General features: G+C 42.5%; 5 protein-coding genes. All 5 read right to left on the bottom strand.

The window, feature by feature from the left end; genetic code table 11:
- Nucleotides 1–4 precede the first annotated feature (4 nt).
- Genes AC04QZ_RS07770 through AC04QZ_RS07750 form a run of 5 tightly spaced genes read right to left on the bottom strand, consistent with a single transcriptional unit; the run spans nucleotide 5 to nucleotide 13611 of the window.
- Entirely contained in the window at nucleotides 5–1207 is a 1203-nt protein-coding gene (locus AC04QZ_RS07770; RefSeq protein ID WP_478357288.1) for a glycosyltransferase, read from the bottom strand.
- A gap of 12 nt (nucleotides 1208–1219) precedes the next feature.
- The gene (locus AC04QZ_RS07765) at nucleotides 1220–1984 is read right to left on the bottom strand and encodes an alpha/beta fold hydrolase (RefSeq protein ID WP_478357287.1); all 765 of its coding nucleotides are present in this window, start codon (nucleotides 1982–1984) and stop codon (nucleotides 1220–1222) included.
- Complete coding sequence (locus tag AC04QZ_RS07760; RefSeq protein WP_086547234.1) at nucleotides 1972–2268, bottom strand: acyl carrier protein; 297 nt, start codon at nucleotides 2266–2268, stop codon at nucleotides 1972–1974. Before AC04QZ_RS07760 ends, AC04QZ_RS07765 begins: the two co-directional genes overlap by 13 nt.
- Nucleotides 2256–6491, bottom strand: coding sequence for a beta-ketoacyl synthase N-terminal-like domain-containing protein (locus AC04QZ_RS07755; protein WP_478357286.1), 4236 nt, complete (start codon nucleotides 6489–6491; stop codon nucleotides 2256–2258). The genes AC04QZ_RS07760 and AC04QZ_RS07755 overlap by 13 nt, the downstream gene beginning before the upstream one ends.
- 25 nt (nucleotides 6492–6516) lie before the next feature.
- Nucleotides 6517–13611, bottom strand: a complete 7095-nt coding sequence (locus tag AC04QZ_RS07750) for an SDR family NAD(P)-dependent oxidoreductase (protein ID WP_478357285.1) — start codon at nucleotides 13609–13611, stop codon at nucleotides 6517–6519.
- Between the last annotated feature and the right edge of the window lie 36 nt (nucleotides 13612–13647).

The following is a 13647-nucleotide window of genomic DNA, read 5'->3' as shown; positions in this document are numbered from 1 at the left end:
TAATTTAACTGATGAATACGTTTGAGGTTTTGTTGCTTAATGCTTCCAGTAAATCTGCGGCGCTTTCTGTTCCGCCGGCTTCGATAAAGGATTGTTTAATTTGTTCTGCGGCGATTTTATAACTGTCGTTTTGCAGGACTTTGTTTACGGCATCTTTCAGGTGATTGGCTTTAAAACGGTTAAAGTTTAAACGTTCTCCGGCACCTACCCTGAAAACACGTCCGGCTACATGGCTTTGATCGTATGCAATTGGAATAACCACCATAGGCAGGCCATTCATCAGGGTTTCGCAAACGGTATTGTGTCCGCCATGGCAAACCACGGCATCGAGATGAGGTAAAAGTTCCAGTTGTGGTACCTGGCGCTGCACGGTAAAATTAGCAGGCCATTGCTCAAATAAAGTCGGATCTGAAACGACCACCACATGCAAGTCTTCATCAGCAAAAGCTTCGATTACCTTAGCAAAAAAAGCTTTTTTGTGCTCATGATCGAAAGTGGTACCGATGCTAACCAGTATTTTAGGCTTGTTTATCGCGTTAAATTCGTCCCAGTTAAACGGAATTACATTTTTTCTACGGTTAAAAACGGGACCAATAAACTGGAAGTTTTCCGGTAAATCCATTTCTCCGAAAAATTCTCTCGAGGTAAATACCATCGTTAACAGATCGGAGCAGGCAATCGAATCTGCGGTGTTGATACCAAATTCTTTTTGTAAAGCCACAATCTGATTGACTTCCCATTCGTGCACTTTGGGCAGCTCATCCATTACTTTTATGGCTGCAGGGGCGGTAACCGAGGTGACGTATGGATAGTTTTTATTGCTTGCAGCAATGGCACCTGCAAACATTTGATGGTCAGTAATCACCACATCGGGCTTAAACTGATCGAGTAAATCGGCAATGCCTTCGTAGCTGTGTCTGTTGAGCGGAATTAATACTTCTTCATACAGAAATTTGATGCTATCGATGCCGTAAACGATTTTTTTGGTGATGATATCGAGGTATTTTTCGGAATCTTTTTTTTGCTGGTCGTTTTGATCGTAGCTGATCAACAGCAATTCGCCTCCAAGGGGAAGCTTCTCGCCCAATGATTCATCTAAGGTAATCCATCCTACACGGTGGCCTCTTTCCAGCAAAGCGGTACCCATGCTCAATGTGGGGTTAATATGACCGGTTAGGGGAGGAACAACAAATACGAATTTTGCCATGTGTGTTTAATTTTATGTTTTCTCGAAGAAGTTTAACAATGCTTCAGCAATAACTAATGGTTGTTGGATAGGGATATTATGATCACCTGGAATGGCAATTAATTCTGCATTTTCAATCATTTCATCCAGGTGTTTTCCTGCATTCAAACAATTCGAATCAGTACCGTACAACAGTAAAGTCGATTGTTTTATGCTTGCTATCGCTGTGCTGCAAAAAAAGTCTTTTTCCAGTTCCATGTCGGTTTTAATCGAAGTTTGATAAAAGAGGTATTCGTACATGCGGTGATTGCGCTCCATTTGCCTTTTACCCATTTTCACTTTGGTGGTATCGGTAAAATTTTCGACGTAATGCTCTAAAAACTCGCGGCTATATTCATCAATAATGCCTCTTGTTTTATCATCATTTGGGTCTGGAGCTTCAATTATGGCCAGTTTGTTTATGCACTCGGGAAAACGGATGGCCATTTTTAAAGCAATTAATCCACCGAAACTATAACCGCCCAAATGCACTTTCTGCAGGTTTAATGCCTCCATTAGGGCAAACAGATCGTTGGTCATGCTTTCCAGATCGTATCCCTCCAAAGCCTTTTCACTCATGCCATGACTTTTTAAGTCATACAGTACCACATGGTATTTTGTGGCCAGCAGCGGGGCGATATTAAAATAATAGACAGACAGGTTACTGAACATCCCGTGAACGAGGACGATGGTTTCAGCAGCTTCTTTATTGAGCTCCTGAATATGAACCGATTTGCCGTTTACCGTTATGACTGGCATTCTTCGATGTAAGAGATGATCATGCCTAAGTTTAAGTTGATCAGCTGATCCAAATCCATTGAAGATAACCAGCCGGTAAAATCAATCTGTTCGCCAAAATGCGCTTTGATTTTTTCAGAAAATGATACAATTTCGATGCTATCCATTTCAAGATCTTTGGTGAAAGAACTCTCAGGGGTGATATCCATTTCTTCAACAAACTCTTCGCCGATTACTTCGGTGATGAATTTTTTCATGAGGTCGAAAATTTCTTCGCTGCTTAATTTTGTAGTTATAGTGTCCATCCGATGATATAGTTTTTATGTTTGATTGTTTTGATTGTGATGTTATTGATGCGTAATTCTTCGCCGTTGATTTCTTCAACGGTATAAGCCTTAGGATTGCCTTGTAAACCTTTGCCCAGGTATTTTCCATAGGCTTCTTTCGCTACCCAAAAGCGGGTTGCCCATTCGATTTTATCTCTGCTTTCGAGCAAGGCCATTTCATGATCGTTAAAAACAAGATCGAAGAAACCAGCACTCCGTTCTTCGATATGTTCGATATCGATCCCAACGGGTTCGTTAAAACGCGCTATGCCTACTGCATCGGTACCTTTATGTGCAATCGAGATATTAATGTTTTCTGTTAAACCGCCCTTAACGTAAGGTTTTCGGTGTTCGTCGGAATAAATTTCGAAGGTGATGGGGTAACAAGCCTGGTTTTTCTGTGTATTTAATAAATTCCGTACGGCATCTTTTGCGGCCACGCGGCTGATCATCCAGGTTCTTCTTTTGTTGGGTAAGAGGTTTTGGTGGTGTTTCTTCTCGGTCTGGTTAAAATATCTTTTCAGGATAAAATCCCATGATACCACACGCGAATAAGCATTGCCGAAAAGGAAAACGCCTGGTGCAACCTCTTCTGATAAACGGTTATGAAGTGGCGACATCGATACGTTCCAAAGGGGTTCGTCTATTTCCAACCGGCGGTTTTGCCAGCCTGAAATGATGAGCCAGGTAATACCGTCTCTTTTCATGACGATATCGGCAGTGGCAAATTCGTCGTTTATTTCGGTGAGTACACAAGTACACTCGAAAGTACCTTTCTGATCGGCCATATCGCCAAAGAATTCGATTTCCTGAATTTTAACCGGGAATGCAATCCTATCTTTTTCCAATGTTAATTGTAGCCATAAACCAAATAGCTGACCGGCATTATCAAGCAATGAGCCTTTTCCGCCAGATGCTTCAATGATGCCTGTAATTCCTTTTTCGCCAACTGCAGTTAGTTTTTTAATACCCTGGTAATCTGGTCCGTGGAACATGTGCGCATCATAAATCTGTGCGGAAGTACGATCAATATCGAGTAATTTTCCAATATCGAAAGTTCTGGCTGGAGCAGGGTTTAACTGCGTCGCCAATTGTACTTCTGCATTAGCAAAGCGCTCTAAATTAAGATAAACCCTTTGTTGGTCTTTCCATTCGCCGGTTACCGTTTCCTGAAAAGGTTTAACCACATTCATCCACTGAAATACCCGCATGTTCATGATTTTCTGCACCTTTTCTTCTGGCGATTGCGCATTGGCGATTTCAGCAAACACTTCAAAAATCATGGTCATTGGGATTACCGGATCCATATCTTCAACCGTTGGCCAGCCCTTCGGTTGTCTCAATAGCGAGTGATCGATGAGGTAAGGACAGTTGTCTAAACTTACATCCAGTGTTTTGCTAAAGGGTTGCCTTACTGGTTTTATTGGTTTCGCTGGTGCCCAATTGCTTGGCTGATCGATCTGTATAGCCGCATTTTCAAACAATTCGATCATTTCGCTCTGCATGTTGATCATCTCCATTACATTCTCATTAAAGGCCTGTAAAACCGGATGTTTAGCTTCAACAAATGTTTTTGGTTGTGATGGCTGAGGCTGTTTAATGGTTAAACCTTTAAGCGTTTGCAGGTTATGGATCATCGGAGAACCGAGTTCGAGTTTAATGCCTTTGTTTTTTTGCGGAGGTGTTGATTTGATGTTGCCTAAATAATTGAGGCCAATTTCTTTTCCTTCAACAAAAAGCGCGGCCAAAACCCTTTGCAACTGTGTGATGCCCGAACGGATCGGCACATTGGCACTGATGGTGCTGATTTCTTTTCCCCTTAAAGTATCGTCGATAAAACCGACCAAACCACCTGAACCCACCTGAATGAAAACACGAGCGCCCTCTGCGTATAGTTTTTCGGTAAGCTCGCGGAAACGCACCGGTTTGATTAAATGTTCGGCACTTAACTGACGGATGGCTTCAAAACCTTCAGGATAAGTTTCTAAAGTAGTGGCCGACCAAAGCGGTATGGTGGTTTTCCGGAATTGCATATCCTGCATGCCTTCGAGGATCAATCCCAGTTTATCGGCCACAAATGGCGAGTGGAATCCCGATTGAAACGGCAAAATCTGATGAAAAATCTGTTTAACCTTTAAAGTCGGAACCAGTTCATCCAGGGCAACTTTGCTGCCACAAAGAATCACCTGTTGCGGGCAATTATCGTTCGATAGGTATAAATCAGGTATGCTTTCAATTATGGGTTGAAGTGTATCTAAACCACAACCAACAGCAATAAAACGTGAATCTTTCAGTTCAAAAGTTTCGGGATTAAGCACATTCAGTAAATTCATAACCGAGCTTTCTTCTGCCAGTTCCGAAGACCTAGCTGCCAGCCATTCGCCGAGGCTGTGCCCTGCGTTCATATCAGGTTTAATGCCCAATTGTTTTAACGCCTGATCTAAAACACTGCTTTTGTTCAGTATGTGGAGTGCCTCGCTTAAAAGGCCATCCTGTTTGTCGTTTTCACCAATATGAATATTGAAATAATCAGCTACCGATTTAATTTCGCCTCCTGCAAGTCCGTCTAAACCAGGGAAAACAAAGGCAATTTTTCCATCGTTTGCCAATAGTGGCGAGTTGGTATACCAGATATCCTGTTTATTTCTCCAGGGAGCATTTTTAGCCACAATTTTTAAGGCTTTTTTAATCCGCTCCGGATTAGGGTTAAATAAGACTAAACGGAAGTTTCCATTTCCAATGTTATAATCTCCATTTTCAAGCGATTCGATCAAAGCCTCATGGCTTGGTCTTGCGATGACCAATACTTCATCTTTTTTAGGTGTATCGTAAGCAGTTAATACTACGTGAGCGTTAATTCCACCAAAACCAAATGCATTTACGGCAGCCAGTTTTGGCAAACCCGATTGGTTCCAGTCTATCGCTTTTTGCACGGCAGAAAAACGGGTTTCAGCTAATTGCGTTACAGGTTCATCGCAATGTAAAGTAGGGGGGATGATACCATGATATAAAGCCAGACTCGATTTGATTAAGCCTGCAATACCTGCTGCGGGCATGGCATGGCCGATATTCGATTTAACTGAACCGATACCTGCTTTGGGCAGCTCTGCATCCTGACCGAAAAACTGTTTTAACGTTTCCACTTCAGTTTTATCACCAAATGGCGTACCTGTTCCGTGGGCTTCTAAATAACCGATATTTTTGCTTTCCAGTTCCGCATTTTTCCAGGCTTCGGTAATGGCTTTTAACTGGCCTTTAACCGATGGACTCATTACGCTGGTTCCGCTTCCATCGCTGCTAATGCCTACACCTTTAATTACTGAATAAATTTTATCCTGATCCCTAATGGCATCTTCGAGGCGTTTAAGCACAACAAAACCACAACCTTCGCCAATGATCAAGCCATCTGCGTTTTGATCGAAAGGTTTAATTTTTTCCTGTTTGGATAAAGCGCCCAATTGTGAAAAAATACTCCAGAAAGCCGCATTCTGACCTAAATGTACACCACCAGCAATAATCATATCGCAACGGCCGCTATTCAATTCCTGCACGCCATGATCAACTGCGATGAGCGAACTGGCACAGGCGGCATCTAAAGTAAAAGCCAGTCCACCTAAATTAAGGCGGTTAGCTACTAATGAAGCCACTAAATTAGGGATCAATCCCATTGCCGTGTCGGCACTGAAACGGCCTTTACGCAATTGAAATTCGTGTTTTACTTTTTCTATTTCAGCATCGGTAAGTTGTGGCATCAGATCCTTCAATACACTCGAAATCTGTTCACCTGTTCTTACAATTTCAATGGCACGTGTTGCGCCAGGCCCCACATAATTGCCTTTGCCAATGATGATCCCTGTTTTATCAAGGGCATATTTTTTTTCAAATACCGAAGCATCTTCAAGCGCCTGATGAACCAGATCTAAAGTTAGCAGGTGATCGGGTTCAGTACCTTCAACAGCTAAGGGTAAAATGCCAAAGCGCTGCGGATCGAATTGATGATCGGGGATAAAACCGCCGCGGTTACAGTAAAAACGATCTACCCCGCTAACTGTTTTATCGAAATGTACAGGGTCGATCCGGTTGGCCGGAACCTCTTGTGTAGAATCTACCCGGTTGATAATGTTCTCCCAAAAGGTCTGCATATCTTTCGCACCCGGAAAAATGCATGACATTCCAATAATTGCTACGTCGCTTTTCTTCATCTACTGTTTAATTATGGGATATTTTCTATGTCCAGGTGTTTCCAGCCATGATTAATACCTGGCTTTCTTTACCATATTTAAGTTCGTTTAAGAAAGTTTCCATTCCATCCTGTAACGGGATCAATGCAATTCCCCTGCGCTGGTACTCTTTCTCTAAGGTTGGCGAAACCATACCTGCACCTTTCCATGGACCCCAGTTAATGGCCATTACCTTGCCCTGGATTTTCTGTTTTAAGGCCCAGGCATATTTATCCATCACACTGTTTGCTGCCGCATAATCGGTTTGCCCACGGTTTCCGTAAACAGAAGCGATGCTCGAGAACAGGATCACAAATTGTGTTTCTGGTCTTAATTGCTCAGCTAATACCCTTAATGGGGTTACTTTGGTATCGAAAACGCGTCCGAATGATTCAGAGGTTTTGCTATGGAATAATTTATCTTCCAATAAACCTGCGCCATGTACTACGCCATCTATACGTCCGTAATCTTCATAAACCTGATTGATCAAACGGGTCAGCGCTTCTTCATCTTTAAGGTCTAACGATTCGTAAACGACCGTAGAACCACCTTCTTCTAAAGTGGCAATGCAACGTAAAATCTGGTTGTTTTTGTAAATCCGATTCGTTTCATGTTCTATCTCGGCAGGTTTTTTAATCTCACCCTGCTTAATTACGTACTGCCTGATCTCATCTTTGGTTTTTAACGAAGAACTGGCTTCATTTGCTGAAGCTATTGGATTTGCAGAACGGCCCACCAAAATGTACCTGCAAGGGTAATCTTTTGCGAAATGGATCATCAGTTCTGCAGTTATACCTTGTGCGCCACCTAAAACCATTACCACGGCATCTTTATCCAAATGGATGTGCGCATCGGTTTCGGTACTCAATTGATGCGGTACAAGTTCCATAATGTGTCTTTTATGGTCGTTGTAAATAATTTCCGAAGGTTTATCCGGATTCAGGATTTCGTTTAAGGTAATATTGGTGATTTCATCCGGCGACATTTTGGTTTCGAGACTGATGAAACGGCATTTGGTATGCTCGTATTCGCGGTCTAAACTTTTAAAGAAACCCGAATACCCTTGATAATTTCTTAAGAAAGAAATATCAGATTGATCGTTAAAATATTGTTTGGTATCCGCAATCAGGTACACCCATTTTACGGTATCAAAATTTAGTTTTTTAATCGTTGCGAAATGATCGAGAATACCCACTTTTTGCTGTGCTTCGAACATGTTCAAAATAATGAGGCCCTGATAGCCATCCAATGAGTCTTCAAAGCTTACCAAATCGGCAATGGCACCATGTTTCTCGAGCACTTTTTTGATTTTGATCGCCTGACCTCCACCATCGTCGGTTAAGGCAAAATGCTGCCCTTTTAATATGGCTGCTTCAGTAATGGTCAGGGCGGCAGGAGTTAGCTCAAATCTTAAACGCGATAATTTTTCTTTAACCGTTTGATCATCGATGCTCTCCTCAATAAGCTTTTTTGCCTCGGTAAGCACCTCCGAGCTTTCTGCTTCAACATCGGCAATCCAGTTAACCAGGGCATTTAAAGTTTTAATTGCAGTCAGTTTCTCCATTAAATCATCAGCCTGTTCGCTTTGCGAACCGAAACCGATTTTTTCTTTAAGCGATGCAATAATTTCCATCCTTTTGATAGAATCGATACTTAAATCGGCTTCAAGATCTAAATCCATGCCCAGCATTTCTTTTGGATAGCCGGTTTTTTCACTTACCACCTCGAGAATGACTGACTTTAACTGATCGATTGAAAATTTTGCCTGTTCGGCTTGATTGATGGGTGCTGATGTTACAGCAGCTGCGCTAACCGCTTTTGGCTGTTCTGTATTTTCTGTAATCCAGTTTATGAGGCTGCTTAAGGTTTTAAGACCGGCAAGCTGTTCCATAATTTTATCTTCCGGTAGGTTCAATTGAGAGAAACCGCCCAGTTCGGTACGTAAAGCACCGATAATTTCTACTCGTTTAATGGAATCGATACTTAAATCAGCCTCAAGATCCATTTCCATGCCCAGCATTTCCTGTGGATAGCCTGTTTTATCGCTCACAATTTGTAAAAGCACCAGTTTTAAGTCTTTTTGTTCAATTGTAGGTGTAATTACCTCAATGGTTTGTGCCTGAGGTACTTCCTGTTTTGCCGTGATCTGGGTTTCAATGCGAACCGGCTGAGGGGCCTGATATGAGGTTAAGGGTTGGTTAATGATTTGTGAAGGCATTGCGGGAGCTTGGCCTAAAAAGGAAAGCATCACATCGCGTTGTGCCTGAATCAGCATTTTCATGCTGTGCAGGTATTCCTGCATCATCAGGTCTTTGGCAGAGCCATTAACCTGTTGATTTTCAGTTGGTGTAGCGGTAGTATTCATAAGGATGATCGGTTTAGTAATAGGGGAGGCACCATTTGCCGGAAGTTTACCTGTTGATGGAACTGCGTGTTGACCATTTACGTACCAGATAGCCGGACTTTTTTTATAGATAGCAAGTTCATCCAGTTTGATGGTTTTAACTGAACGGCCTTCGAATAATTTTTCGAGTTTGATTTCGCGACCGGTAGCCATATAACCGGCCAGTGTGCCCAATAAATGGCTGAGTTTATTCTGGCCTTGATCCTCGGTGTGTAAAATCACTTCGTCTTTGCCAATGCAGGATTTGGTTAAACCGCTTAGCACCTTGCCAGGGCCAACTTCTACGAAAACCCTGGCGCCGGCGGCATACATATCCCTTAATTCATCAACAAAAAGGACAGGTTTTATCAAATGATCAGTTAAACGTTCTTTAATTGCGGTAGCTTCAGTTGGATATTCTTTTGCCGTGGTGTTAGACCATACGGGGATTTTAAGGTCATTAAAATTTACACCCGATAATACTTCCTGGTAAAGCTGTTTCGATTTGGCCACCAATGGGCTGTGGAAAGCACATGCCACTTCAAGCGGACGGAAAGATATTTTAGCCTCTTTTAACACTGCGGCCAGTTGAGCGATGGCTGCAGTATTGCCTGCAATGACACATTGCGCTGGTGCATTAAAGTTTACCGGATAAACATCTGCAATATCACCCAGGTATTGTGCAAGATCTTCCTGTTTTGCACTCACGGCAAGCATGGTGCCCGGATCGCCGTTTTCTACAGCATTTAAGATCGCTTTTGCTCTTTCTGCACTCAGGTGAACCAAAGCTTCCTCTTCAAAAGCACCTGCAAAACAAAGTGCAGGTAATTCACCGTAGCTGTGGCCGGCAACCATATCAGGTACAATGCCCAATGATTTTAAGAAATTGGCAATGGCCAGATCAACAATACCCAACAGCGGTTGTGCCATGCGGGTATCTTTAATTTGCTCTTTTTGAGCTTTTGCATCAGCATCATTAAATACCGTATTTGGGAAGAGGACCTTTTCGTATTCAGGATAAGCCTTCAGCAGTTTTCTCATTTCAGGGAAAACCACAAAAAGATCTCTCGCCATGTTTACCCTTTGGCTGCCCTGTCCCGGGAACATAAAGGCAACTTTACCATCCTGCTTTTTGGTGAGGTAGGTATCCTTGCTTTCTACGCCAGATAACACCAGGTCGATTTTCATCACTAAGTCTTCTGGGTGATTGGCTACGATGCTCAATTGAACAGGTTTGTTATCTGTTGTGGCTAAACTATAGGCAATATCTTTCAATTCGATCTGATCGTTCAGTTCTAAGAGGTTTTTTACGGAAATTACGCGGCTTTTGGCCTCCTCGTAAGTATCTCCCCTGAAAACAAAAAGTTCAGACGGCCATGATTTTAAGATCGAATTTTTATTTTCTGTGTTTTGCGCACTTTCCAATACGGCGTGGAAGTTTGTTCCGCCAAAACCGAATGCACTTACACCGGCATATCGTTTTTCTTCCATCCATAAACCAGCTTCGGTATGGAAAGCGAAAGGACTGGTTTTTGCATTGTAAAAGCTATTTGGAGTTTTTAAGTTAATGGTTGGTGGTTTAATGCCATGGTAAACCGATAGCGATGCTTTGATTAAACCTGCGATTCCTGCGGCACATTTGGTGTGGCCAATCTGCGTTTTTACTGAGCCTAAATGTGTTTGTCCGGCAGTTGCGCCCGACTGATTAAGCATATCGGTTAATGCGCTGATTTCTGTTTTATCACCAACTACGGTACCTGTACCATGTGCTTCTACCAAACCAATCAAAGAAGGCGTAATCCCAGCCTGGCTATAAGCCCTTTCCAGCGCATTTACCTGTCCATTTTTGCGTGGCGCTGTTAAACCCAGGCTTTTTCCATCACTTGAGCCGCCGACACCTTTAATAATAGAATAAATCGTGTCGCCATCGCGTAAAGCATCGTCATATCTTTTTAATACAATCATGGCAATCCCTTCGCCAAGGGCAATTCCATCTGCTTCAGCATCAAAAGTAGCACACCTTCCTTTTTTAGAAAGGGCATGTGTGCTCGAGAACATCAGGTAATCGTTAATGCCATTGTGCAGATCTGCTCCTCCGGCTAAAACCATATCTGATTTCTCTAAAAATAACTCCTGACAAGCCAGATCGATTGCTGCAAGCGAAGAAGCGCAAGCCGCATCAACGGTATAATTTCTGCCACCCAGGTTTAACCTGTTGGTGATCCTGCCCGAAATTACATTCGCCAAAATACCCGGGAATGAATCTTCTGTGGTTTTAGGTAAGGCGGCATCCAATTCGGCTGGCATTTTGCCAAAAACCTGTTTGTAAAAACCTCTGAAACTATAGCTGTTGGCGAGGTCGTTTCCGCCTTCGGCACCAATAATTACCGAAACATTTTCATTGTCTACACCACCATCGGCATAACCAGCGTGTTGCATCGCCTGTTTGGCCACCATTAAGGTAAGCAGTTGGGTAGGCTCTATGGCCGCGAGCGATTGCGGCGGAATGCCAAATTCTAAGGGATCAAAATCTATCCTTGGGATAAAACCGCCCCATTTAGAGTGCGACATATCACCTGCAGTAGAATCAGGGTTATAATAGAGTTCTTTATTCCATCTTTCATCCGGTACTTCGGTTACCGAATCCTTACCTAAAATGATATTACGCCAGTATTCTTCGAGGTTTTTAGCGCCTGGGAAAATACAGGCCATACCTACAATGGCCACATCCAATGCTTTCGCTTTATTTTTGGGAGGCGATGAAAGTGAAGCGTTTAAAATATGTGAATAGTTATTGTCGGCTACATCCTGGTGAAGATCGAGCAATGACATGACGCGTTTATGCATGGGTGCAACCTGACCGATCATGTACATACCCAGATCAGTTTGTTCAGCTTCGTTTATTTTTACCAGCTCATCGCCACGTCTTTCGATTCCTTTTGCAGCAATGCGTAAACGGCCAACATTTAACGTTTCCAGTTTGGCCCAGATTTCTTTTTTATCCATTCCTTCGGCCTGAAGTTTCTTTTTTTCTTCATTAAAGAAAGTGGCAAATGAAGAATTCAAGCACCTAGTTTCGTGTCCCGGGGCAGTTTCGAGCAAAACAGTTTCGTTTGCCTGCATGGCTTCCTGCTGGAATTTATCTAAAATAGCACCTGTACTGACCGCTTCTTTAGTATATAAATATGCGGTGCCCATTAATACCCCGATTTTCATTCCCCTGGCAGCCAAAGGAGCAGCCATTACTGAAATAAAAGCGGTAGAAAAAGCATCATGAATACCACCTGCGAAGAAAACGCTGATGCTTTCGGGATTTTCTTCCTTTAACAAACGTTCGATCTGTTTTTCCCACAATACCATGCTCGATAGTGGCCCGACGTGACCACCACATTCGCGACCTTCAAATACAAAACGTTTAGCGCCTTCTTTTAAAAACATATCTAAAAGAGAAGCAGATGGCACGTGAAGGAAGGTTTTAATCCCTGCTTTTTCGAAAGGTTTAGCTTGCGAAGGTCTTCCACCGGCAATTAACAAAACCGGAGGTTTTGCATTTAATATATATTCTTGTTGCTCATCTCTAAGTTCCTGTGGGGCAAAACCCAAAATACCTACACCCCAGGTTTTTTCTCCCGCCAGTTTTTTGGTTTCTTCGATCAGGTTTTTTGCTGATGCTCCTTTTAATAAGGATAAGGCTATAAATGATAAGGCGCCAGCTTCGGAAACGGCATTAGCAAATGGAGCGACATCACTTACCCTGGTCATAGGTCCCTGCGCAATAGGATAGGTGATGTTCAGATCTTTGGCTAACGAATTGTCTGCCTTAATAATATTGATGGCTTTAGCTTGTTTTAAATGGCCATAAATGGCTTCTTTTATTCCAAAAACCAATTTATCGAGCTTTTTATATTTGCTAACCAGGTCAATTGATAAGGCAATATCCTGACCCATTGGAAGGTAATTTGTTTCCAGATCATAGCCTTTAAAATATTTTTGAAGGTCATTATAATCTATATCTTCTGCTACTGCCGGCGAATTAGGACGGACCAATACGCGGGTTTTATCAATCAGTTTGGTTTCTGTTCCACTTAATTTGCTACAAATAACTTTTAATTCTTCAGGTACCGCACATTCAGGAAATAAGGCCAGTTGACTATCTAAAATGATTCCCGTTGCGCCCTGCGCCATTAACGAGGCCGCTGTATGGATGCCCACGCCACCCTGAACCCAAACCGGAATGGAAGTAATTTCTTTAATAACCCGTTGAAAAAGTACAAAAGAAGATTCGTATGCCACACGGCCGGCACCTTCATTTCCTTTTACCACTATCCCGTCGGCTCCGTTTTCTTGTGCTGCTAATGCAGATTCAAGGTCGTAAACCTGATGGATAATTTTTGCTGATGTTTTAGGGTTTAGCGCAAAATCATAAGGTGCAATGATTAAACTTACCTGTGTGGGTAGATCAATGCCTGCTAATGCTGCTGAATTAATACTTACACCAAAATCTGATATGCCTGCTTCCAGGAGTGCCTGAAGGGCTTTTTCTGCTTCATTTTTACAATGTCCAAGACTGAGAACCGGAAAGCAATCTGCTTTTTGTAAATTGGAAACCAATCTGCTATCAGGGATTTCGAAGGGAGTTACTCCAATAATGGCGTGTTTGTTCATGGCTTTAGATTTTGATTCTAATCTTCTGTTTGGTGGATGATTTAAGCGCAACATAATGGTTCTTTATGCCGGCCGTAATACACAATAACA

Source organism: Pedobacter folensis (assembly GCF_056490665.1).
Note: the sequence above shows the minus strand (reverse complement) of the source record. Positions and strands in the feature narration are given on the sequence as shown.